The organism is Kitasatospora sp. NPDC001664 (assembly GCF_053596675.1).
Map to the genome: position 1 here is coordinate 399,848 of NZ_JBSFGS010000002.1, position 23,550 is coordinate 423,397.

At 74.5% G+C, this 23,550-nt stretch carries 19 protein-coding genes; 8 read left to right on the forward strand and 11 right to left on the reverse strand.

Going from position 1 to position 23,550, the window contains the following annotated elements; all coding sequences use genetic code 11:
- The first annotated feature begins 40 nt into the window (after positions 1-40).
- Entirely contained in the window at positions 41-1,261 is a 1,221-nt protein-coding gene (locus ACWCYY_RS04200) for a barstar family protein (protein WP_449795031.1), read from the forward strand.
- 77 nt (positions 1,262-1,338) lie between these two features.
- Here the strand turns inward: ACWCYY_RS04200 and lepB are convergent, their stop codons facing one another.
- A complete protein-coding gene (gene lepB / locus ACWCYY_RS04205) occupies positions 1,339-2,025 on the reverse strand; it encodes a signal peptidase I (RefSeq protein WP_449795032.1) in 687 nt (228 codons plus the stop codon).
- 85 nt (positions 2,026-2,110) lie between these two features.
- Positions 2,111-3,109 (reverse strand): ArsR/SmtB family transcription factor, encoded by a 999-nt coding sequence (locus tag ACWCYY_RS04210; protein ID WP_345281849.1) that lies wholly within the window; start codon positions 3,107-3,109, stop codon positions 2,111-2,113.
- A 387-nt stretch (positions 3,110-3,496) separates the two neighbouring features.
- On the opposite strand from ACWCYY_RS04210, the gene ACWCYY_RS04215 reads away from it, so the two are divergent.
- Entirely contained in the window at positions 3,497-4,924 is a 1,428-nt protein-coding gene (locus ACWCYY_RS04215; protein ID WP_345281851.1) for an APC family permease, read from the forward strand.
- Between the two features lie 45 nt (positions 4,925-4,969).
- On the opposite strand, the gene ACWCYY_RS04220 is transcribed toward ACWCYY_RS04215, so the two are convergent.
- The 7 genes from ACWCYY_RS04220 to ACWCYY_RS04250 all read right to left on the reverse strand — a co-directional run bounded on the left by ACWCYY_RS04220 (position 4,970) and on the right by ACWCYY_RS04250 (position 12,374).
- Positions 4,970-6,187, reverse strand: a complete 1,218-nt coding sequence (locus tag ACWCYY_RS04220) for an ROK family protein (RefSeq protein WP_449795033.1) — start codon at positions 6,185-6,187, stop codon at positions 4,970-4,972.
- 305 nt (positions 6,188-6,492) lie between these two features.
- Positions 6,493-7,314 (reverse strand): DUF1295 domain-containing protein, encoded by an 822-nt coding sequence (locus ACWCYY_RS04225; protein WP_449795034.1) that lies wholly within the window; start codon positions 7,312-7,314, stop codon positions 6,493-6,495.
- The gene (locus ACWCYY_RS04230) at positions 7,311-8,630 is read right to left on the reverse strand and encodes a class I SAM-dependent methyltransferase (RefSeq protein ID WP_449795121.1); all 1,320 of its coding nucleotides are present in this window, start codon (positions 8,628-8,630) and stop codon (positions 7,311-7,313) included. The genes ACWCYY_RS04225 and ACWCYY_RS04230 overlap by 4 nt, the downstream gene beginning before the upstream one ends.
- Before the next feature lie 5 nt (positions 8,631-8,635).
- Positions 8,636-9,415, reverse strand: coding sequence for a DUF1365 domain-containing protein (locus ACWCYY_RS04235; protein ID WP_449795122.1), 780 nt, complete (start codon positions 9,413-9,415; stop codon positions 8,636-8,638).
- A gap of 53 nt (positions 9,416-9,468) precedes the next feature.
- Positions 9,469-10,791, reverse strand: a complete 1,323-nt coding sequence (locus ACWCYY_RS04240; RefSeq protein WP_345281858.1) for an NAD(P)/FAD-dependent oxidoreductase — start codon at positions 10,789-10,791, stop codon at positions 9,469-9,471.
- A gap of 255 nt (positions 10,792-11,046) precedes the next feature.
- Positions 11,047-11,793, reverse strand: coding sequence for an anti-sigma factor (locus ACWCYY_RS04245; protein WP_345281860.1), 747 nt, complete (start codon positions 11,791-11,793; stop codon positions 11,047-11,049).
- Complete coding sequence (locus ACWCYY_RS04250) at positions 11,790-12,374, reverse strand: sigma-70 family RNA polymerase sigma factor (RefSeq protein ID WP_345281862.1); 585 nt, start codon at positions 12,372-12,374, stop codon at positions 11,790-11,792. Before ACWCYY_RS04250 ends, ACWCYY_RS04245 begins: the two co-directional genes overlap by 4 nt.
- A gap of 250 nt (positions 12,375-12,624) precedes the next feature.
- Between ACWCYY_RS04250 and ACWCYY_RS04255 the strand changes: the two genes are divergently transcribed.
- From ACWCYY_RS04255 to ACWCYY_RS04265, 3 genes are all read left to right on the forward strand, one after another.
- A complete protein-coding gene (locus ACWCYY_RS04255) occupies positions 12,625-13,713 on the forward strand; it encodes a spore photoproduct lyase family protein (protein WP_449795035.1) in 1,089 nt (362 codons plus the stop codon).
- 205 nt (positions 13,714-13,918) lie between these two features.
- Positions 13,919-15,826 carry a molybdopterin-dependent oxidoreductase gene (locus tag ACWCYY_RS04260; RefSeq protein ID WP_449795036.1) on the forward strand — a complete coding sequence of 636 codons (1,908 nt, stop codon included), beginning with the start codon at positions 13,919-13,921 and terminating at the stop codon, positions 15,824-15,826.
- 101 nt (positions 15,827-15,927) lie between these two features.
- The gene (locus ACWCYY_RS04265) at positions 15,928-16,572 is read left to right on the forward strand and encodes a fasciclin domain-containing protein (RefSeq protein WP_449795037.1); all 645 of its coding nucleotides are present in this window, start codon (positions 15,928-15,930) and stop codon (positions 16,570-16,572) included.
- 26 nt (positions 16,573-16,598) lie between these two features.
- On the opposite strand, the gene ACWCYY_RS04270 is transcribed toward ACWCYY_RS04265, so the two are convergent.
- A complete protein-coding gene (locus ACWCYY_RS04270; protein ID WP_345281868.1) occupies positions 16,599-17,090 on the reverse strand; it encodes a MarR family winged helix-turn-helix transcriptional regulator in 492 nt (163 codons plus the stop codon).
- An 83-nt stretch (positions 17,091-17,173) separates the two neighbouring features.
- Between ACWCYY_RS04270 and ACWCYY_RS04275 the strand changes: the two genes are divergently transcribed.
- The 3 genes from ACWCYY_RS04275 to ACWCYY_RS04285 all read left to right on the forward strand — a co-directional run bounded on the left by ACWCYY_RS04275 (position 17,174) and on the right by ACWCYY_RS04285 (position 21,813).
- Positions 17,174-19,243, forward strand: coding sequence for an MMPL family transporter (locus ACWCYY_RS04275; protein WP_449795038.1), 2,070 nt, complete (start codon positions 17,174-17,176; stop codon positions 19,241-19,243).
- A gap of 244 nt (positions 19,244-19,487) precedes the next feature.
- Complete coding sequence (locus ACWCYY_RS04280) at positions 19,488-20,159, forward strand: transglycosylase SLT domain-containing protein (protein ID WP_449795039.1); 672 nt, start codon at positions 19,488-19,490, stop codon at positions 20,157-20,159.
- 214 nt (positions 20,160-20,373) lie between these two features.
- Complete coding sequence (locus tag ACWCYY_RS04285; protein WP_345281874.1) at positions 20,374-21,813, forward strand: GuaB1 family IMP dehydrogenase-related protein; 1,440 nt, start codon at positions 20,374-20,376, stop codon at positions 21,811-21,813.
- A gap of 58 nt (positions 21,814-21,871) precedes the next feature.
- On the opposite strand, the gene ACWCYY_RS04290 is transcribed toward ACWCYY_RS04285, so the two are convergent.
- Positions 21,872-23,458: a multicopper oxidase family protein gene (locus ACWCYY_RS04290; RefSeq protein ID WP_449795040.1), complete on the reverse strand. Its 1,587-nt coding sequence runs from the start codon at positions 23,456-23,458 to the stop codon at positions 21,872-21,874.
- Positions 23,459-23,550: the final 92 nt, after the last annotated feature.

A 23,550-nucleotide genomic window follows, 5' to 3' on the forward strand; every position in this document is an offset into this window, starting at 1 on the left:
CCGGTCGGACCACGCCGGGGTACGACGGAACGGGGGCGCGGTGGAGGTCGTGGGCGCGGAGCACCGGCAGTGGGGCTGGGGGCGGGCGCTGCCGCTCAAGTACCTGCTGGTCAGCGAGGAGTGGGACGGCGAGCCCACCGTGTGGGCGCGCTGCGCCGAGGCCGAGGGCCTCTTCGTCGACCCCGCTCGGCGCCGGAAGCGGGTCACGGTCGTCGGCTGCGCGCCGACCGGCCGGCTGCTCAAGGCGGTCGAGCGCGCGCTCGGGCGGCCGGGCGAGGGCGTCGAGCTCGGGGCGCTCGGCGTCGTCTCGGACTTCCCGGTGCCGGGGGTCGACCCCGAGACCGATCCGTACGGGGCCCTTCAGGACGATCACTGGTACTTCGACCGCCCCGTCCTGACCGACTGCAGGCCCTCCTCCCTCGGCGGGGCGCTGTTCGACCTGGTCGTCGAGGCCGAGATCGACGGCCCCGCCTGGCGCCCCGAGCCGGTGGACATCGAGTGGGGCCTCTTCAACGGCGCCGGCGGGGGTCGCCTGGGCGAGTGCCACCGGGTGGAGGGGCTCTACGGGGATCCGGGCTCGCCGGCGTCGCCCCCGCTGGTGCTGCGCGGGTGCGAGCCTGTTGGACCGCTGCTGCGCCACCTGGTGCGGCGGCGGTCCGACGGCGACCGGGTCCGCCTGCTGGCCGTGGACCGGCGAGGCCGGGTCATGCGGGGGTTCGACCCGATGCCGTTGGGCGTGGTGGCCTCGCGCCCGTCCGCGCTCGGCGGGACGCTGGTCGACCTGTGGCTGGCCGAGGGCCCCGCCGTCCGGCCGGGGCCGGGGGCCCGGCCGGTCTGGGAGGCCTGGTTCGAGGGCCCGCCGACCGGGCTCGGCGGCTGGGCCGCGTACGGTGCGGAGGGCCGGGCCGAGTGGGCCGCGTTCGCCGCCGCCCGCTGGAACGCCGTCGACCCCCGCCCGCTCACCGACCCGGTGCGGCGGCTCGACGGCCGGCACGTCACCGACGCCCCGGGCCTGCTCTGCGCGATCGGTGAGGCGGTGGCCGGCCCCGGTGGCCACTTCCCCCAGTGCTGGCACGCGCTGCGGGGCTGCCCCTGTGGCGGGGACCGGGTGCCCGAGCCGTTCACCCTGGTCTGGCAGGACGCCGAGGTGGCCCGGAGCGCGCTCGCCGACCACACCGTCGACACGGCCGGCGAGACGCCCTACCTCGACGCGGTCCTCGACCAACTCGCCCGGGTCGGCGTCACCGTGGAACTCCGCTGACCGCTGCCGCGGTGACGGACAGCCCGTCAGTTCGGACTGCCGACCGCGAGGCGCGGTGGTGAGGCGGTGCGCCGCGTTCAGTGTGCGGGGGCCGGTTCCGGGTCGGTGGTCCGGGCGGTCAGGGCCCGGCGGCGTGCCAGCCGGGCGGCGATGCCGGAGACCGCGCTCAGCAGGAGGAGGCCGAGACCGGTGACGAGGGAGGAGCCCAGGAGGACGGCGAGCGGGTCGTCGAAGGTGAGGAGCGGGCCCTTCACCGCGGACAGGGGGATGGTGCCGCCCTCGGATTCGTCGAAGTGGTACCGGGAGTCGGCGGAGTCCTGGCGGTTGTCGCCCAGCACGAACAGGCGGCCCTCGGGCACCTTGACGCTGAAGGCGCCGCGCGACCCCGCCACCGGGTCGCCGTTCAGCACGTACGGCTCGTCCAGCGGCTTGCCGTTCAGCGTGAGCGTACGGTCCTCGGGCTTGTAGGCGATGTGGTCGCCGCCGACCGCGACCACCCGTTCCACGTGGAGGCTCGGATCGTCCCAGGCCGAGCCCTCGAAGAGCACGACCTGGCCGCGGTTCACCTCGGAGGCCAGCAGGTTGAAGGTCACCCGGCTGCCGGTCGGATGGGTCGGATCCATGTGGCCGGTCGGCATGACCTTGGTGGAGGCGAGGAGGGCCGTGCCGAGCACCCCGGCGCAGGTCAGGAGGCCGCCCGCCACCAGCAGCCCCACCGCCGCCACCGTGCGTCGGTACCCCGGTCGTTGCCGCTGCGTCTTCATGACCATGCCCTGCTCTCTCCGTGCTGATGTGCGATCAGACCCTATGGGTACGCAGGAGGAGGAGTGTTGGCGGGGGCCCGCTCGGTCAGGGCGCGGGCAGTGGTGGTGGGTTGTCGTGGAGGAGGTCGTGGCCGACGTCGGTGGGGGTGTGGCGGACTTGCTTGCCCTCGCGGCGGGTCGTGATCAGGCCGGCCGCGCGCAGGGCCGCGGCGTGGGCGGAGGCGGAGGGCGGGGTGACGCCCAGGCGTTGGGCGAGTTCGGTGGTGGAGCAGCCACCGGCGGCGATGGCGCGCAGGACGCGGGAGCGGGCGGGGCCGAGCACGGCGGCGAGTCCGTCGGTGTCGGGCGTACGGGCGGCGGGCTCCGCGGTCGGGGCGGCGATCGGGTGGAGCAGCAGGCTCTGGCGGTCGGGGCCGGGCAGCAGGCTGATGCTCTCTTCGACGAAGTAGTTGGGCCGCAGCTCCAGGCCCCGGCCGCCGAGTTCGAAGGAGCCCTCCAGCTGGCCGAGGGTGCACTCCAGGACGCCTTCGTCCCGCCAGACCGCCTTCGGGTGGAGCGAGTTGAGCATCTCGCCGATGCCGCCGCGGGCGGCGGTGCGGGCCCGGACGGCGATGTCGGCCTCCAGGGCACGGCGGATGTCGGGCCAGTCCGGGGCGAGGCAGTCCCGGAACAGGGCCCAGGCGCCGTCGCTGACCTCGCGCAGGCCCCGGCTGCCGTCCTCGCGCAACCGGGCCAGGGCGGACGGGAGTTCGGCGTCACCGCCGAACATCGCGACGCCCTCCTCGACGGCCTGCTCGGGGACGGAGAGCATCGCGTCGAGTTCGTCGGACAGCTGCCGGCGCACGGCGTCGAGGTCGGCCACCATGAAGTCGGGGACGCCGATCGGGCTCGCGTTGACCACCTGGAGGAACCGTGCGGCCCGGTGGGGCACGTGGCGGCGGACGTCGCGCCACCACCGGTCGCTGCGCGACCCGGCGTTCTGGTGGACGCCGGCCCGGGCGGCGCCGGCCAGCAGGTGGTCGAGCGGGGATATGACGAACCGGGTCCGCGCGAGGTCCGCGACCCCGAACCTCAGCTCGATCACGAAACCCTCCCCAGGCTCCCCGCAGCCCCCATGACCTGCCGCGTCGTCGACTATTAGGCCCCGAGGCTAATGCATGGCCATCCGGCCGTCCGCGTTGGCATGCTCTCTCCCGTCGGCACGGCCGGGGCCCGCTCCGACCCCCACCACGAGGGGAGTGGGGGTCGGAGCGGGCCCCGGCCGTGCGTTCGCCGTGTCGGACGGCCACTGTCGGGCCCGCCCGGACCGACGGGACGTCAACTTCCGCGGTCATGCGGCGACCCCGGTGCTTCCGGCTCCGGCCGGGGCGGCGGGAGCTGTTCCGGGCCCACGTCTTGACGCATCAAGTTAGGAAACTTAACTTATGGACCCTCTCGTGCTCCCGCTCCCTCTCACCCCCACGGAGTTCCCATGTCCGGGACGCTCAGCAGACGGATCGGCCTCTTCCAGGCCACCGCCATCAACATGAGCCAGATGTGCGGCATCGGACCGTTCGTCACCATCCCGCTGATGGTCGCGGCCTTCGGCGGCCCGCAGGCCGTGATCGGCTGGATCGCCGGCGCGGTGCTCGCCCTGGTGGACGGGCTGGTCTGGGCCGAGCTCGGGGCCTCGCTCCCCGGCTCCGGCGGTTCCTACGTCTACCTCCGCGAGGCCTTCCAGTACCGCACCGGCCGGCTGATGCCGTTCCTGTTCGTCTGGACGGCCATGCTCTTCATCCCGCTGATCATGTCCACCGGCGTGGTCGGCTTCGTCCAGTACCTCGGCTACCTCTGGCCGTCGATGGGCCAGGGCCAGGGCGACCTGGTCGGCCTCGCGGTGGTGGCCCTGGTGGTGCTGCTGCTCTGGCGCAAGGTCGAGAACATCGCCCGGCTCACCACCGTGATGTGGGGAATCATGATCGTCGCGGTCGGCGCGGTGATCGTCGCCGCCTACGCCGACTTCTCGCCCTCGATGGCCTTCACCTGGCCCGCCCACGCGATCGACCTGACCCACGGTCAGTTCTGGCTGGGCTTCGCCGCCGGCCTGACCATCGGCATCTACGACTACCTCGGCTACAACACCGCCGCCTACCTGGGCGCGGAGGTCAAGGAGCCGGGGCGGGTGTTGCCGCGGGCGATCGTCTTCTCGATCATCGGCATCATGGCGATCTACCTGCTGCTGCAGATCGGCGTGCTCGGCGTGATCGACTGGCACGAGATGCTCGACCCCGACTCGGTGGCCTCCAAGTCCGTCGCCTCCGCCGTGCTGGAGCGGGTCTGGGGCCACGCGGCCGCCGACGTGGTGACGGTGCTCATCCTGGTCACCGCCTTCGCCTCGGTGCTCGCCGGACTGCTCGGCGGCTCCCGGGTGCCCTTCGACGCCGCCCGGGACCGGGTCTTCTTCCGCTCCTTCGGCCGGCTGCACAGCCGCCACCACTTCCCGGTCCTCGGCCTGGTCGCCATGGGCGTGATGACCGCGGTCGGCTTCCTGATCGGCCGGCACACCAACCTGGCCACCCTGATCGGCCTGCTCACCACCGTCATGGTGATCGTCCAGGCCTTCGCCCAGATCCTGGCCGTCACGGTGTTGAGGCGCCGTCAGCCCGCGCTGCCGCGGCCGTACCGGATGTGGCTCTACCCCGCGCCGAGCATCCTGGCCGCCGTCGGCTGGCTGGTCATCTACGGCTACGCCGACCGCAACGCGCCGGGGCTCCACCCGATCGAGTGGTCGCTGGTGTGGGTGGTGGTGGGCGTGCTGGCCTTCCTGGTCTGGTCGAAGGCCGAGAAGGTCTGGCCGTTCGGCCCGGCCGAGGTCCGGGAGGAGTACCTGCCGGCCGCCGAGGCCCCTGCGGCCTCCTGACCGCGCCGACCCACCGTCACGGCCCCGGCCGTGACGGTGGGGTGGTCAGCCCAGGCCCGCCGTCCGGCGTTCGAAGACCTCGGGGCGGGCGGTGGCGAGGGCGGTGGAAAGGGCGCCCCGCAGGACCGCCTCCTCGCCCAGCAGGCTGGCGGCCAGCCGGGGGCGCAGCGGGGTGAGCCGGTGCATGGCGTGCTCGACCGGCCCCAGCAGCAGGTCGGCGCCCTGACCGAGGCCGCCGCCGAGCACCACCAGGTCGGGGTCGAGGACCGCCGCGACGACCGCCAGCGAGTAGGCGAGCTGCTCGGCCTCCCGGAGCACCGCGGCGGCGGCCAGCGGGTCGCCGCTCCTGGCGGCGTCGAAGACCTGTTTGGCCGTCAGGGAGCCGGTCATGCCCAGCTCCCGGGCGGTGCGCACCACCGACTCCGCCGCGGCCGCGGCCTCCAGGTTCCCGCCCCCGGGCAGCGGCAGCAGGCCGATCTCCCCGGCTGCGCCCCGGGCACCGCGCTGCAGCACGCCGTCGGCCACCACGCCCATGCCGAGCCCGGTGCCGATCAGCAGGTAGACGAAGAGGCGGCTGCCCGCTCCGGCGCCGTCCGCGTACTCCCCGAGCGCGGCGAGGTTGGCGTCGTTGTGCACGCTGATCCGCGTACCGAGCCCGGCCTCGATCCGTTCGAACAGGCCGCGCCGTCCCCAGCCGGGCAGGTTCGGGGCGTACTGGACGCGCTGCTCGGTCTCGTCCCAGACGCCCGGGCTGCCGATCACGGCGTGCACCACGTCGGTGGGCCCCAGCCCGGCCTCGGCGGTGGCGGTGCGGGCGGCGTCCACCACCGCGTCGGCGACGGCGTTGGCCGTACGGCCCCGGTTGGGCACATCCTGGCGGCTGACGATCCGTCCGCCGAGGTCGGCGAGGGCGATCCGCAGCCGGCCGCGGCCGATGTCGACGCCGAGCACGTGGCCCGCCTCCGGGTCCGGCTCGTAGAGCACCGCGGTCCGGCCGCGTTCGGGGGCCAGCAGCCCGGCCTCGCGGACCAGCCCGGCCTGCTCCAGGGTCGCCAGCGCGGCCGAGACGGTGGGCTTGGACAGCCCGGTGTCGCGGGCCAGTTGAGCCCGGGAGGACGGTCCGTCGGTGCGCAGCCGCTCCAGCAGCAGCCACTCGTTGTTGCTGCGCAGGCGCTGCCGGCTCCACGGCTGCGCACTGCCGGGCCGCGGCGCCGGGCCCGGTCCGGCCTCCGGGCCGTCGGGCGGCACGGGGCGGGAACTCATCCATTCCTCCGGGCGGTCGCGGTCGTCCTCCGCCCGCAACTCTATGCAACCCGTCCACCTGCCCACACAACCCGTCCACCCGCCGGCGCGGACCGGCACCGGCGCACCGGGGAGCCGCGAAGCATCGGACCGCGCGAGACCTGGCTCCGGTGTTCCGGCGGAGCCGGCGATCTCGACGCCGCCCCACCGACCAGCGGTCGTAGCCCGGACCGTCATCGCGGTGGTGATCGAGGAGCTCGCGGCGGCGGGTGTCCAGCGGGCGGGTCTGTGCACGGGGCTGACGCCGAAGCCGTCCTGAGTGCCGGTCAGGTCGGCGGGGGCCCGCCAGGATTCGGCCGGGGCCGGCGTGGCGGGCGTGGGATGAAGGAGCTGGTGCGGGCGGCGTAGGCGGTCCATTCGGGGCTGCGGGAGGTGGTGCCGCGTTCGGCCATCGGGCGGCCGCTGCCGAAGGCGAGGAGGTAGGTCATCAGGAGGGGGCTGAGCAGGGTGGCCCAGCCGGCCGGGTGGTCGGCGGCGAGGAGGAAGAGGCCCCACCAGACGCAGGCGTCGCCGAAGTAGTTGGGGTGGCGGGTCCAGGACCAGAGGCCGGTGGTGAGGACCCGGCCGCGGTTGGCGGGGTCGGCGCGGAATCGGGCGAGCTGGTGGTCGCCGACGGTCTCGAAGGTCAGGCCGAGGGTCCACAGGGCCAGGGCGAGGAGGGCGAGGAGACCGGGCGGGTCGGGGAGGCGTTGGGCGATCTGGACGGGGAGGGAGACGAACCAGAGGATCGCGGCCTGGAGCAGGTAGACCTTGCGCAGGGCGAGCCGGGTGCGGGCGGGGCCGGCCGGGGCGTGGGAGAGCATGGCGGCGTAGCGCGGGTCCTCGCCCTTGCCCCGGGCGTGCCACCAGATGTGGGCGGACAGGCGCAGGCCCCAGACGACGGTCAGCACGGTCGCCAACAGCCTGCGCCCGGTGTCCCCTTGACCGTCCGACAGCAGGAGGCCGGTGAGGGCGACGGCGGTGAAGCCGAGGCCCCAGGCGGCGTCGACGCCGCGGTGGCGGCCGGTCCGGACGCCGACCGCGAAGGCGGCCAGCATCACGGCCAGCGCCGCACCGAGGGTGGCGGCCAGGGAGAGGGGCAGGCTCATCGGGCGCCGTCGCGGGTCAGGACCAGGTGCCGGACGTCGAGGTAGCCGGTGCGGAACCCGGCCTCGGAGTAGGCGAGGTAGAGCTCCCACATCCGACGGAAGACGGCGTCGAAGCCGAGCTCCGCGACCTCCTCGGCCCGGGCCGTGAACCGCTCCCGCCACAGCCGCAGGGTCTCGGCGTAATGGGGGCCGAAGCCCTCGTCGGCGCCGACCCGGAGGGAGGTGTGGCGGGCGGCGGCCTCGGCGAGGCCCTCGCGGGAGGGGATCTGGCCGCCGGGGAAGACGTACTTGAGGATCCAGGTGTACGTGTCGCTGCTGGCGAGCATCCGCTGGTGCGGCATGGTGATGGCCTGGACGGCGGCGCGGCCGCCGGGGGCGAGCACCCGGTCGATGGTGGAGAAGTAGCTGGGCCAGTACCGGCGGCCCACCGCCTCGACCATCTCCACGCTGACGACGGCGTCGTAACTGCCCTGCGCGGAGCGGTAGTCGAGGAGGCGTACGGTCACCCGGTCGGCCACTCCGGCGGCGGCGATGCGGCGGCGGGCCAGGTCGAGCTGCTCGGTGGAGAGGGTGAGGGTCTCGACCCGGGCGCCCCGGACGGCGGCCCGGATGGCCAACTCTCCCCAGCCGGTGCCGATTTCGAGCACGGTGCGGCCCGGGCCGACCCCGGCCAGGTCCAACAGCCGGTCGATCTTGCGGTGTTGGGCTGCGGGGAGGGTGGGCCAGGAGGCGTCCGGGGTGCCGTTGGCGGTGGTGGGGAAGAGGGCTGAGGAGTAGCTGAGGGTCGGGTCGAGGAAGAGGGCGAAGAGCTCGTTGGAGAGGTCGTAGTGGCGCCGGATGTTCTCCCGGCTCCGCTGCTCGTCGGGGCGTTCGGCGGCGGGCGGCCGGGTGGCCCACAGCGGGCGGATCCAGGCGGTGCCGCGCGGCACCAGGGCGGCCGGATCGGTGGCGAGCGCCGTCAGCAGGGCGACCAGGTCCGGGGAGCTCCACTCGCCGGCCTGGTAGGACTCGCCGAAGCCGATCAGACCGGTGGAGCCGATCCGGCGGAGGAAGGAACCGGGCCGGTGCAGGCGCAGGACCGGTGCGCCGGGAGGTGCCGGGGCGAGGAGGCCGCCGTCCGGGAGTTCGACCCGCAGGCCGCGGAGGCGGGCCGCCCGCCGCAGCACCTGGCCCGCCACGGCGGCGCGCAGCGGTGCGCGCGGCACCCGGGCCACGTCCGGCCAGCGTCGCGGGTCCACCGCGGTGTCGCCGGCGGAGCCGGAGGTGGAGTCGCCGACGGGGCCGTCGGTGGGGTGGGAGAGGGGGAGGTCGGCCAGGGACGTCACGGTGTCGGTGCCTCTCTGCGGCGAAGACGGAAGGTGCGGCGGGTCTTGCGGGTACGGCGGTCGCCGCGGTCGCCGCGGTCACGGGGTTGGACGGGCAGGCCGCGCAGCAGCAGCCGGATGCCCTGGTAGCGGATGTGCAGGCTGACGGCGAGGGTGGCGAACGGGTGCCGGAGGGTGGCCAGCAGCAGCTCCCGGGCGCCCGCCGGGCGGCGCAGGCCGCGGACGGTGGCGGTGAACGCCCGCCCGCCGGGCCGGTCCAGGTGGATGGTCAGGTCGAGTCGCTCGCCCGGCACGGGCAGCCGCATCCGGTAGGCGCCGTCGACCGGGAAGAACGGCGAGACGTAGAACTCCTTGGGCACGGTGGCCGGGGTGGCCGGGAGGAGGTAACGGTGGTGCTGTCCATAGGTGTTGTGCACCTCGGCCACCGTGCAGACCAGCGTGCCCTCGGTGTCGTGGCACCAGTAGAGGGTGAGCGGGTTGAAGAGGTGGCCGAACGCCCGGGCCTGGGTGAGCATCAGCACCTGGCCGCCGTCGAGCAGGACGCCCTGGCCGGCCAGGTAGGCGTCCAGGTTCTGTCGCAGGGTCAGGCCCGGGACTCCGGGGTGGTCGGCGGCCCGGAAGGCGGCGAGCGGGCGCAGCGGCCTCGGGACCGGGGGCAGCCGGTCGAGGTCGACCAGCCAGAGGTGGGTCCGGTGGGCGAAGGCGTGCCGGAGCGGGGCGGTGCGGACGTGGGCGATCCGGCACTCGTAGAGCGAGGCGCCCCACGGCCCGGGCAGTTCCACGGCCCGGACCGGTGCCGGTGCCGGTGCCGCCGCCCGCGGCCGCCCGCTCACGACCGCACCCCGGCCGCGAGCAGCCGCCGGGCGGCGATCACCCCGGAGCGGCAGCCGTCCTCGTGGAAGCCCCAGCCGTGGTACGCCCCGGCGTAGGCGGTGCGGCCGCGGGTGAGGGCGGGCAGCCGGCCCTGGGCGGCGACGGTGGCGGCGGTGTAGACGGGGTGCTCGTAGACGGTGCGGGAGATCACCAGGGCCTCCGGGACGGGGCGGTGGCGGTCGTCGTTGAGGGTGACCAGGAAGTCCTCGGCGGTGTCCAGGCCGAGCAGCCGGTTGAGGTGGTAGCTGACCTGGACCTGGTCCGCGCCGTCGCGGCAGTTGGCCATCGAGTAGTTCCATGAGCCGCGGGCCCAGGTGGAGCGGGGCAGCCGGGAGACGTCGCGGTGCAGCACGGTGGGGTTGCGGGAGTAGCGGAAGGCGCCGAGCACCTCGGTCTCCTCCGGGGTCGGGTCGGCCAGCAGGCGCAGTGCCTGGTCGGCGTGGGTGGCGATCACCACCGCGTCGGCCCGGTGCTGCCGCCCGTCGCCGGTGGTCACGGTGACCCCGTCGGGGTGGCGGTGCACGGCCCGGACGGGAGCGGAGCGGTGCACGGTGGGCACGCGTTCGGCGATCTTCTCGACGTAGGTGCGGGAGCCGCCGACGACGGTCCGCCAGGTCGGCGAGCCGGTCACCGAGAGCAGGCCGTGGTTGTCGAGGAAGGTGAAGAGGTAGCGGGCGGGGTAGTCGCCCGCCAGGTCCGGAGCGCAGGACCAGACCGCGGAGACCAGCGGGGTCATGAAGTGGTGGACGAAGTAGGGCGAGAAGCCCGCCCGCTCCAGCCACCGGCGCAGCGGCGGATCGCCCGCCCGCTCGTCGGACAGCAGCCGCCGGGCCAGCCGGTGGAAGCGCGGCACCTCGGCCAGCATCCGCAGGTAGTGCCCGCGCAGGGCGAGCCCCGGGCGGGCCAGCAGCCCGGCCGGGCCGCGCGCCCCCGCGTACTCCAGGCCGCAGCCCGCGCAGCTGACGGACATGCTCATCTCGCTCTCCCGGGTGCGCACGCCGAGCTCGTCGAAGAGCCGGGTGAGCTCCGGGTAGGTGCGCCGGTTGTGCACCAGGAAGCCGGTGTCGAGCGGGATGCGGTGGCCGCCGGCGGTGGTGGCGGTCTGGGTGTGGGCGTGGCCGCCGAGCCGGGGCGCGGCCTCGAACAGCTCGACCAGGGCGCCGGCCCGGCCCAGTTCGTGCGCGGCGGTCAGCCCGGCCACCCCGGCGCCGACGACGGCCACCCGGTGGCCGGGCGGCTGTCGGCGGATGCCGTCGGAGGTGGGGAGGGTGTCGGTCACGGGTGCTCTCCGGTGGGTCCGGCCGCGCCGCCGGGGCGGCGCGGGGGCGTGCGTTCACCGGTGGTTCGGAGCCGTCCCCCGACCGGATTGCTCCGATCGGGGGACGCCGCGGACCGTTCGGGACGGGCCGGAGGGTGGCGCTGCGGACCGTTCCGGACGGGCCGGAGGGTGGCGCTGCGGACCGTCCCGAACGGGCCGGAGGGTGGCGCGGAGAGCGGCCCGGTAGAGGTCAACCGGTCACGGCCGCGCGGGACTTCAGGTGAACGCGAGCACCATCACCGGGGCGCCGCTCGGGTGCGCCGAGCCTCCGGCCGGCTCGACGGTGACGCCGACGCCGCTCGCGCCCTGGATCGCACCGCTCAGCAGCAGCGCGCCCGAGCCCGAGCCGGAGCCCGGCATCAGCCCGGCGGGCCGCATGGTGCCCGCGTCGTCGTACCAGAGCTCGTACGTCCGGTCCGGCGGCAGGGCCGGCATCCCGGAGGCGATGAACCCGGCCTGCCCCCGGCTGCGCGACCAGACCACGGTGCCGGTCGCCCCGCCGGTGGAGGAGCTGGTGACCTTGGCGTCGGGGGCGGTGAGCAGCGCGGCGAAGGAGGCCTGACGCTCCGCCAGCCGGGCGGTCTCGGTCCGGGCCCGCTCGGCCTGCTGGTGCTGCTGGACGGCCACGCCGCCGAGGAGCGCGGCCAGGGCGACGGAGGCGGCCAGCGCCAGACGGGGCAGGCGGCCCCGGCCGGCGGGGGCGCGGGTGTCGCGCTCGGTGGTCAGCGGCGGGAGCTGACGGACCGTGGGGAGCTGGGCCAGCACCCGCTCGCGCAGCTCGGGCGGCGGGGCGGCCGCCTCGGCGGCGCCCAGCCGGGCCAGGGTGGCGAGGAACTCGTCCACCTCGCGGGCGCAGGCGTGGCAGTCCGTCAGGTGGCGCTCGAAGGCGTCCCGTTCGGGCTCCTCCAGAGCGTGCGCGGCGTACGCTCCGGAGAGCGTGTGCAGCTCGGGTGCGCTGGTCATGCTCCCACCCCCAGGCAGTCGCGCAGGCGGATCAGGCCGTCCCGCATCCGGGTCTTCACGGTGCCGAGCGGCACCGCCAGCAGCTCGGCCACCTGCGGGTAGCTGTACCCGCGGTAGTAGGCCAGGGTGACCGACTCGCGCTGGAGCTCGGTGAGGCCCTGGAGGCAGCGGCGGACCTGCTCGCGCTCCAGCCGGCCCTCCACCTGCTCGGCCACCTCGTCGTAGCCGGGCACGTGGTCGCGGGCGGCGACCGCGTGCTCCCGCTCGGCCGCCGCCTGCGCGGAGCGCACCCGGTCGACGGCGCGGCGGTGCGCGATGGTCAGGACCCAGGGGAGCACCTCGCCGCGCTCCGGCTGGTACCGGGCGGCGAACCGCCACAGCTCCAGCATCACCTCCTGGGTGACCTCCTCGGACTGGGCGGGATCCCGCAGCACCCGGCGGACCAGCCCGAACACCGGTGCGGCGACGGCGTCGTAGAGCCGGCCGAAGGCGTCCTGGTCGCCGAACGCGACCTTGGCGACCAGCTCGCGCAGGTCGGGGCCGCGTCGCTGCGGACCGCTGAGGTGGACGACGGTGCTCATCCGGTCGCCTCCGGGGCGTGGTGCCTGGCGTGGCACCGGACGGGGTGGTGCATGCGGACTGACCTCCTGGGCGGCCGGCGGTTCGGGCCGCGGGCCGGACGCGGACGTGCTCGACACCCAGCCTTCGGTGCCGACGGGCGGTCGGATTGGCCCGGTGGGGGATTGGTGGGGGAAATCCGGCGGAGGAGGGAACCGGACCGTCCGCGGCTCCGAACGTGCCGTGTACGTCCCCGCCGTCCGGAGGTCACCCGTGTCAGCCGTCGTCCCGCGCCAGCCCCGGCCGTTCCAGCCGCTGGACATCCGCCGCATCCACGCCGAACCGGAGGCACTGGCCTCCGAACGCGGCCGCCAGGTGCTGGCCCGCTTCCCCGAGGCGGAGGTGATCCAGGTGCCCTCGCACTGGAACATCCCGCACCTGCACGGCAACGCCGGCAACGTCGAGCGGTGGGCCAGGGTCAAACGGGAGGACCTGGTGCTCGGGGTCCGGAAGGCGCTCTCCGCCCGCCCCAACGGCCGCTCCGCCGACTGGATCGCCCCCAGCTCCGCCAACGGCTGCGCCCTGGCCTGCGCCTACTGCTACGTGCCGCGCCGCAAGGGCTACGCCAACCCCGTGACGGTCTTCACCAACATCGACCGGATCGTCGGCTACCTCGGCCGGCACGTCGCCCGCCAGGGTTCCAAGGTCCAGCCCAACCAGTGCGATCCGGCCGCCTGGGTCTACGACATCGGCGAGAACAACGACTGCTCGGTCGACGCCCTGGTCTGCGACAACACCGCCGATCTGGTCCGGGCCTTCCGCGACTGGCCCACCGCCAAGGCGAGCTTCGCCACCAAGTGGGTCAACCGGCAGCTGTTGGAGCTCGATCCGCGCGGCCGGACCCGGATCCGGTTCTCCCTGATGCCACCGGCCGATTCGCGGCTGCTGGACATCAGCACCACCCCGGTGCCCGAACGGATCGCCGCCGCCGGGGACTTCCTGGCGGCCGGCTACGAGGTGCACTTCAACCTCTCACCGGTGGTGCTGCGCCCCGGATGGCAGGCCGACTGGGCCGAACTCCTGCACCGGATGGACGACTTGCTCCCGCTCGCGGTCAAGCGGCAGGCCGCCGCCGAGATCATCATGCTCACCCACAACGAGGCCCTGCACCGGGTCAACCTGGGCTGGCACCCGAAGGCCGAGCAACTGCTCTGGCGGCCCGGCCTCCAGGAGCCCAAGCTCTCCCAGAACGGCAGCTGGAACGTGCGCTACCGGGTGGAGACCAAGGCGATCGCGCTGGGCGAACTGCGCGGGCTGATCGAGCGTCACGCGCCCTGGCTGCGGATCCGGTACGCGTTCTGACCTGCGGTGACGCCGAGCCGTTCACCCGTGAGGGCGAAAGCCCGCAACGGTGACCCATCCGGGGCACGGGCGGCCCCGAATGCCGGATGTGAGCACAGGAGCAGCAGGACGACGACCCGGTGACCGCCGGCCCGGTGACCGCCGGCCCGGCGGTCATCCCGGGCGCCACGCCGGGCGCCGCTTCGGCCGGCCGACGGCGGGCGCGGTGCGCCGGGCCGTCCCGGCCGGGGCGGTCGGGCTCGCGTCCGCCTGCGCGGCGGTCGGCGCCGGCGAGTTGACGGCCGCGTTCACCGGACCCGCCGGAGCGCCGGTGCTCGCGGTCGGATCGGCGGCGATCGACCTGACGCCGACTCCGCTCAAGGAGTACGCCGTGCGGACCTTCGGCACCAACGACAAACCGGTGCTGATCGGCGGGATCCTGCTCACGGTGGCCGCTCTGGCGGTCCTGGCGGGCCTGCTCGCGGTGCGCCGCCCGGCGGCGGGGGCCGCGGTCTTCGCGGCCTTCGGCGCGGTCGGCGCCTGGGCGGCGCTGTCCCGTCCGGAGAGCGCCGGGGTCGACGCCCTGCCCGCGGCGGCGGCGGGCGCGGTGGGTGCTGCGGCCGTGTACTGGTTGGGCACACTGCTGCGCGCCCGCTCCGCCGTCGCTGCGGCCGGCACCCCGGCCGGAGGGCCGGGGGAGGTCCCGGGGGAGGTGCGGTCCGGGCGGCCGGCTGCGGATGCCGACGGCCCGGCCGGGGCGGACCGGGACCGGGACCGGGGCCGTGCGGCGGACGGCGGCGGTACGGGCGCCGGTCCGGCCGCCGGCCCGGGCGGGGCTCCGGCAGACGGCCGGACCGGCGGGGAGGGTGTCGATGCGGCTTCTGCCACGGTTGCCGCATCGGCTCCCGCTCCGTCGGCCTCGGGCCCGGCCGACCGCATGTCGGCGCTCGACGGCCGGTCCGGGACCGACGGTCCGTCCGGTGCTGACGGCCCGTCCGGGACCGACGGCACGCCCGGTGCTGACGGTCCGTCCGGGCCCGGGGTGGCTCCCCGGCCCGGCGGTCCGTCGCGGCGGACGGTGTTGCTGGCCACCGCCGGGACGGCGCTGGTGGGCCTGACGGCGGGGTACGGCGGTCGGGTGATCGGTGGGCGGCGCGGCGACGTGTCCGCGCTGAGGGACGCCGTACGGCTGCCCGCCCCCGCCGTCCGGGCCCGGCCGCTGCCCGCCGGGGTGCACCCCGACGTCCCCGGGCTCTCCTCCTTCCTCACCCCCGCCCAGGACTTCTACCGCGTCGACACCGCCCTCTCCGTCCCCCGGATCGACCCGCGCCGCTGGAGCCTGCGCCTGCACGGGCTGGTCGACCGACCCTTGGAGCTGAGCTACGAGGAGCTGCTCCGCCTGCCCCTGGAGGAGCTCGACCACACCCTCTCCTGCGTCTCCAACGAGGTCGGCGGCCCCTACGTCTCCACCACCCGTTGGCTCGGCGCCTCGCTGCCCGCCTTGCTGCGCCGCGTCGGAGTGCAGCCCGGCGCCGACCAGTTGCTCGGCCGTTCACGCGAGGGCATGACCATCGGTACCCCGCTCGCCCAGGTGCTCGACGGCCGCCCGGCGCTGCTCGCGGTGGCGATGGACGGTGCCCCGCTGCCGCTCGCGCACGGCTTCCCGTGCCGGACGGTGGTGCCCGGCTTCTACGGCTACACCTCCGCGACCAAGTGGCTGGTGGACCTGGAGGTCACCACCTTCGCCGCCCGCGACCCGTACTGGGTCAAGCGCGGATGGGACCGCACCGGTGAGGTTCGCACCGCCTCCCGGATCGAGGTCCCGGCCCCGTTCGCCAAGGTCCCGGCCGGTGACGTCACCGTGGCCGGCACCGCCTGGGCCACCCACCGGGGCGTCGCCGCCGTGGAGTTGAGGGTGGACGGCGGCCCGTGGGCCGTGGCCGAGCTCGCCGCCGACGGCGGGCCCGACCTCTGGCGGCAGTGGTCCCACACCTGGCGCGACGCCCGTCCGGGCACCCACCGGCTGGAGGTGCGGGCCACCGACGGCACCGGCACCACGCAGCCGGAGGCCCGCGCCACCCCCTATCCGTCCGGCGCCACCGGCTGGCACAGCACGGTGGTCCGGGTCACCTGAAGATCCCCACCGCAGCGGCCGCCCGCCCGCTGGGCGAGTCGGCCGGACGGCACCCCCATTCCATCCAACGACCCATCACGATGAACCAAGGAGCCAGGACCATGTCCATCCGCACCAACTCCCGCCTCACCTCCGTCGCCGCCCTGCTGGCCGCCGGTACCCTGATGTTCGGCCTGACCGCCTGCGGCAGCGACTCCGACTCGGCGGTCAAGTCCTCGACCACGCCGTCCAGTTCGGCATCATCGTCGTCCGGCAGCACCGCGATGGCGGCGGACGCCCCGTTCGGCACCGCCTGCGCGGCGGTCCCGAAGGACGGCGCGGGCAGCTTCACCGGCATGGCGAAGGACCCGGTGGCCACCGCCGCCTCCAACAACCCGCTGCTGTCCACCCTGGTGACGGCGGTCAAGCAGGCCGGGCTCGTGGACACCCTCAACTCGGCGAGCAACATCACCGTCTTCGCGCCCACCAACGACGCCTTCGCCAAGATCCCGAAGGAGACCCTGGACGCGGTGCTGGCCGACAAGGCCAAGCTCACCTCGATCCTGACCTACCACGTCACCCCGGACCGCCTGACCCCGACCAACCTGGCCGGGACGCACAAGACCCTCCAGGGCACCGACCTCACGGTCAGCGGCGGCGGCCAGGACTTCACCGTCAACTCCAACGCCAAGGTGCTCTGCGGCAACGTGCAGACCGCCAACGCCACCGTCTACATCATCGACACCGTGCTGATGCCCGCCTCCTGACGGAACGTCCGCTCCCCGGGCCGTGCTCAGCTCGGCCCGGGAGCGCGCCGTTCGGTCCGCAGGTCCTCCAGTTCCTCGGTGATCCGGGCCAGGAAACGGGAGACCACCGCCTGCTCCTCGGGCCCGAACTCGGACCGGACCCGCTCGGTGCGCTCCGCCACTGGCCGGAACCAGCTGCCCGCCAGCTTGGCCGCGCCCGGCCGGTGGCGGACCCTCACCTGGCGGCCGTCGGCCTCGTCGCGGCTCCGTTCGACGTGCCCGGCGCGCTCCAGCCGGTCCAGGCAGGCGCTCACCGCGCCGGAGGTGAGCGCCAGTTCGGTCCGCAGCCGCCCGGGCGTCATGCCGGCGTCCCCCTCGGTGCCTGCGGCCCGGACGACCGCCAGCAGGGCCTGCACGTCGGTGGTGTGCAGGCCCTGCGCGGCGGCGAAGTCGTGGCTCAGCAGGTTCATCTCGGCGGCCAGCGCCTGGAGTTGCAGGGCGAAGGCCCGGCTGTCGGGGGAGGGGGCGTGCTCGGACAAGACGGCCTTCCGTGATCGGGGGCTCCCACCCTAGCCGCCGGGCCGCCGGTGATATCTCTCAATGATTGAGATATCCTCCCGCCGTGCGCTACCGACGACTCGTGATCCCCGTCCTGCTCCTGGTCTGCTGGCTCGGCCTCGGCGGAGCCTTCGGCTCCTACGCCGGCCGCCTCTCCGAGGTCTCCACCAACGACGGCGCGGCGTTCCTGCCGCGCTCCGCCGAGTCCACCGAAGTGGCCCGGCTGGCCGCACGCTTCCAGACCGGCACCACGCTCCCCGTGGTGCTGGTCTGGGAGACCCGCACCCCCGAGGGGCGGGTCGAGGGCCCCGTCCGGGACGCCGCCGCCTCCGCGCTCGCCGCCGCGGCCGCCGTCCCCGGGGCCACCGGGCAGGCCTCGCCCCTGCTGGACTCGGCCGACGGCCGGGCCGTGCAGGGCGTGGTGCAGCTCCGCGCCGACCTCGGCAAGGAGACCAAGGAGAGCATCGCCCGGATCCGTGAACTCGCCGACGCCGTCCCGGGTGCGACCGCGGGCGTGGCCGGGCCCGCCGCGGTGCTGGCCGATCTCTCCGGCGCGTTCGCCGGGATCGACGGGCTGCTGCTCGCGGTGGCCCTCGGCGTGGTGCTGGTCATCCTGCTCGCGGTCTACCGCAGCCTGGTGCTGCCGCTGCTGGTGATCGTCTCGGCGGTGTTCGCCCTGGCGGTGGCCTGCGCCCTGGTCTACCTGCTGGCCGACCACGGCGTGGTCCGGGTGGACGGCCAGGTGCAGGGTCTGCTGTCGATCCTGGTGATCGGCGCCGCCACCGACTACGCGCTGCTGATCGCCGCCCGCTACCGCGAGGAACTCCCGCTCCACGCCGACCGGTTCGCCGCGATGCGGACCGCGTGGCGACGCTCGCTGGAACCGGTGCTGGCCTCCGGCGCGACCGTCGCGCTCGGACTGCTGGTGCTGCTGCTCTCGGACCTGACGAACAACCAGGCGCTCGGTCCCGTCGGCGCGATCGGCATCGTCTGCGCCGTGTTCGCCGCGCTCACCTTCCTGCCCGCCGCCTTGGTGCTGCTCGGCCGCGCGGCCTACTGGCCCGCCCGGCCGACCCGCACCGGCGACGGGGCCCACCCCGTCTGGCACCGGGTGGCCGCGTTGGTCGGCCGCCGTCCCCGGCCCGTCTGGGCGGCCTCGCTGGTGGCGCTCGCGGCCTGCGCCGCCTTCGCCCCGCTGCTCGACGCCGGCGGCGTCCCGCAGACCGAGCTCTTCGTCAAGGAGCAGCCCTCGGTGGCCGCCCAGCGCCTGCTCTCCGCCCACTTCCCCGGCGGCACCGGCAATCCGGCCGTGATCACGGTGCGCGCCGACCGGGCGGACCAGGTCGCGGCCGCGGCCCGCACCGTGCCGGGCGTCGCCGCCGTCCGCCCGTACACCGGCGGGGCGCCGGGTGGTCCGGGCGGTCCGGTCCGGGAGGTCGACGGCCTGGTCCGGCTGGACGCCACCCTCGCGGACCCGGCCGACAGCGACGCCGCCGTCCGCACGGTGCGGCAGCTGCGGGACGCCGTGCACGCCGTGCCGGAGGCCTCGGCCCGGGTCGGCGGCTACACCGCCCAGCAGTACGACACCCGCACCACCGCCGCCCACGACCGCCGGGTGATCGTCCCGGCCGTGCTGCTCTGCATCCTGGTCGTCCTGGTCCTGCTGCTGCGCTCGCTGCTCGCCCCGGTGCTGCTGGCCGCCACCGTCCTCCTCTCCTACCTGGCCACGCTGGGGGTCAGCGCGCTGGTCTTCCCGCACGTCTTCGGCTTCCAGGCCACCGACCCCTCCGTCCCCCTCTACGGCTACGTCTTCCTGGTCGCCCTCGGGGTGGACTACAACATCTTCCTGATGACCCGGGTGCGGGAGGAGTCGCTGCGTCACGGCACCCGGGAGGGCGTGCTGCGCGGCCTGACCGCGACCGGCGGGGTGATCACCTCGGCCGGGGTGGTGCTGGCCGCCACCTTCGCCGCGCTGGGCGTGATCCCGCTCGTCTTCCTGGCCCAGATCGCGTTCATCGTCGCCTTCGGAGTGCTGCTCGACACCCTGCTCGTCCGCTCGCTGCTGGTGCCGGCGCTGGTCCGCGACCTGGGGGACGCGGTGTGGTGGCCGCTTCACCGCAGGGTGACGAAGTAGGGCCGGGAGAGGCGAAGGTCACGGAGGAAGGGGCCCCTCGGCGCGGGTGACGTCCTTCACAGGCCGGCCGTCAGGTCGCCTGAGGGGGCGTCACCCTGCCCTTCGGGGGCGGGAGTTGGGGCCCGTTGTGGAGTGGGTCACGCGGGACGGCGGGGCTTGCCCGGGCGGGTGGGGCTCGCGCAGTCTCGAAGAGCGCCCCGAGGTGCGGCGCCCGAAATCCACCCCTTCCCGGAGGTACTCCGCCATGTCCGCGAACACCCAGAACCGCCACCGCCGGACCCGAATACGCTACGACCGGCTGCCCAACAAGGTGCTCGGCCTCGGGATCGCCGGCGCGGTGGCCCTGAGCATCGGCGCCCCGGTGGCCCAGGCGGTGGCCTCGCCCGCCGGTGCCACGCAGCTGGTCGCCGCCCCCGCCCCCGCCGCCGGCCCGGCCGAGCAGGCCGCCCCGGCGCAGGACCAGAACCAGCAGGGCCAGGACCAGGCCCAGCAGGCACCGGCCCAGGAGCAGGCCCCGGCCGAGGCGCAGCAGCAGGCCGCGCCCGCCGCCCCCGCCGCGCCGACGTACGCGAACAACCTGGACGGCTGGATCAAGGAGGCCCGCGACGTGCTGGCCGCCGCCGGCAAGCCGGTCCCCTCGTACCGCGCGATGTACGCCACCGCCATGGCCGAGTCCACCGGCAACCCGAAGGCCACCAACGGCTGGGACTCCAACGCCGCCGCCGGCACCCCCTCGATCGGCCTGACCCAGATGATCAAGCCGACCTTCAAGGCCTACGCGCTGCCCGGCCGCACCGACATCTACAACCCGGTCGACAACCTGATCGCCAGCTCGCGCTACTGCGACGCGGTCTACGGCGGCATGGACAAGATGGCCGGCGCCCGCGGCTACGGGAGCCACTGGCGCGGCTACTGATCCGCCCCGAGCTGCCCGTCTGTAGGTTCCTCCAAGGGTGTGACTACGCTTCCCGGGCGAGCTTGTGGAGATCTTCAACGATTCCGCGTGAACTGGCTTTCGACCTGGGTATCGGTCAGCATTGACGGTTGGGTGCGGGGCGCCCGAGGGCGCCCTGCGGTCTGACCGCTACAGCACCCGAGGTGTACCTCCCCCCAGCCAGAGAGCCCCTTTCATGCGCTTCCTGAACGACCAGTCGCCCGCCTACGACCTCACGTACGACGACGTCTTCATGGTCCCCAGTCGCTCCGCAGTGGGCTCCCGGCAGGCCGTGGACCTCTCCTCGAACGACGGCAGCGGCACCACCATCCCGCTCGTGGTCGCCAACATGACCGCCATCGCCGGCCGCCGGATGGCCGAGACCGTCGCCCGCCGCGGCGGCCTGGTCGCCATCCCGCAGGACATCCCCACCGAGGTCATCTCCGAGGTCATCGGCTGGGTGAAGCAGCGTCACCTCGTCCACGACACCGCGCTCACCCTGAGCCCCGGCGACACCGTCGCCGACGCCCTCTCCCTGCTCCCCAAGCGCGCGCACAACGCGCTCGTGGTGGTCGAGCAGGGCAAGCCGGTCGGCGTGGTCACCGAGTCCGACTGCCAGGGCGTGGACCGGTTCACCAGCCTCTCCGAGGTGATGAGCCGTGACCTGCTCCTGCTGGAGGAGGGCATCGACCCGCGCGCCGCGTTCGAGAAGCTCAACGAGGCCCACCGCAAGCTGGCCCCCGTGGTCGCCGCCGACGGCACCCTGGTCGGCATCCTGACCCGCAAGAACGCGCTCCGCGCCACCCTCTACACCCCCGCCGCCGACGCCGCCGGCAAGCTGCGGATCGCCGCCACCGTCGGCATCAACGGCGACGTGGCCGGCAAGGCCAAGGCGCTCATCGAGGCCGGGGCCGACGTGCTGGTGGTCGACACCGCGCACGGCCACCAGGAGTCGATGATCAGCGCGCTGCGCGCGGTCCGCGGCCTCGACCCGCAGATCCCGATCGTGGCGGGCAACGTGGTCTCCGCCGCCGGCGTCCGCGACCTCGTCGAGGCCGGTGCGGACATCCTCAAGGTCGGTGTCGGCCCCGGCGCCATGTGCACCACCCGGATGATGACCGGCGTGGGCCGCCCGCAGTTCTCCGCCGTGCTGGAGTGCGCCGCCGAGGCGCGCAGGCTCGGCAAGCACGTCTGGGCCGACGGTGGCGTCCGCCACCCGCGCGACGTGGCGATGGCCCTGGCCGCCGGTGCCTCCAACGTGATGATCGGCTCCTGGTTCGCCGGGACCTACGAGTCCCCGGGCGACCTGCACACCGCGGCCGACGGCCGCCAGTACAAGGAGAGCTTCGGCATGGCCTCGGCCCGTGCCGTGCGCAACCGCACCTCCGAGGAGTCGGCCTACGACCGCGCCCGCAAGGCGCTCTTCGAGGAGGGCATCTCCACCTCCCGGATGTTCATCGACCCGGCCCGCCCCGGCGTCGAGGACCTGATCGACTCGATCGTGGCCGGCGTCCGCAGCTCCTGCACCTACGCCGGCGCCCGCAGCCTCGAGGACTTCCACGAGAAGGCGATCATCGGCGTCCAGAGCGCCGCCGGCTACGCCGAGGGCAAGCCGCTGCACTCCAGCTGGGCCTGATCCGCTCGATCCCGACGGCCGGTCACCCACCCCTCCCACGGGGGTGGGTGACCGGCCGTCAGTGGTGGTGCCCGCTTCCACCCACGCCGCCTTCCGGGCGGGCCGGGACGGTGCCGGCGGTTTGGCCGGGGTCGGTGACGACGAACTGGCCCATCATGCCGTCGTCTTCGTGGTAGAGGAGGTGGCAGTGGTACATGTACGGGACGTCGGGGTCGGCGGGGCCGTCGAAGCGCAGGGCGAGCTTGACGGTGGTCCCCGAGGGGAGCAGGACGGTGTCCTTGGGGCCGCGCAGGTGCGGCGGCGGCCGACGGCCGTTCACCTCGACGACCCGGAACTGGACGTCGTGGACGTGGAAGTTGTGCGGCATGCCGTTGTCGTTGCGGACCGTCCAGGTCTCGGTGGTGCCCCGGATGACGGTCTCGTCGATGCGGTCCATGGCCATCTTGCGACGGTTGATGCCGGAGCTCCGCAGCTCGAAGGTCCGCTCGCGGACGGAGTCGGCGCCGGTGGGGGCGGTGGACGCGGTGGACGCGGTGGACGCGGCCAGGGTGGACGGGAGCGCGGGGGAGGGCCGGAGGGTGTCGGCGGCGCGCAGCTGCAGCAGGTCGAAGGAGTCGTCGCCGCCGCTGAACCGCTGGTTCCAGAAGTCCTGGCCGAGGTCGACGGGGTAGCTGCGCAGCACCGTCCGCTCGCCGGGCCGGACCCGGACCACGATCTCGGCACGCTCACCGGGGGAGAGGTGGAGACGGGTGGTGTCGTACGGGGCCTCCAGCAGGCCGCCGTCGGTGCCGACCAGGGAGAAGGCGCGGTCGTCGGAGAGACCGAAGTGGTGGATGCGGGCGGTGGAGGCGTTCAACAGGCGGAGCCGTACGAGTTCGTCCTGGACGGTGCGGTAGGGGGCGAGGGTGCCGTTCACCAGGATCTGGTCGCCGAGGAAGCCGACGCTGCGCATCAGGTCGTGACCGTGGTCGAAGGCGTCGCCGTCGAAGCGGACGTCCTGGACGATCACGGGGAGGTCGTCCACCCCGTAGCGGTGCGGCAGCTGACGGCCCGCCTGCTCCTGGTCGTCGACCAGGAAGAGCCCGGCCAAGCCGCGCTGGACGTGCTTCTCGGTCGCCCCGTGCGGGTGCGGGTGGTACCAGAGGGTGGCGGCCGGCTGGTCGACGGTCCACTGCGGGGCCCAGTCGCCGCCGGAGGGGACCATCTGGTGCGGGCCGCCGTCCATCCGGGCGGGAAGGTGCATCCCGTGCCAGTGCACGGTGGAGGCCTCGGGGAGGGTGTTGGTGATCCGGACCTCGACCTTCTCGCCCCGGGCGGCGCGGAGGGTCGGCCCGAGGTAGGAACCGTTGAACCCCCAGGTGGGGGTGGGGTGTCCGGGCCGGAACTCGGTGCTGCCCGACTGCATCCGCAGCTGGAAGACCCGGGTGCCGTCGGGTGCGGTGACGGACTCCGCGAGCGGCGGGACCGCCAGCTCGTTGCGGAAGTCGACCGCGCCGACGGTCGAGATCTCGGCATCGGTGTAGAGCCAGCCGAAGCCGGCACCGATCAGGAGGAAGAAGGCTCCCGCCGTGGCGGTGAGGACCTTCAGGACCGTCAGCAGGCTTCTGCGGCGCGGGAGCCGGAGCTTCGGCAGGAGTCGGGGCATGCCCGGAACGCTAGGTGCGGGCGGTCCCCGGGAGCATCGGGGTGCGACCCCCACCCGACCCCACCCGGACCCCCACTCATCCCTCAGCAGCT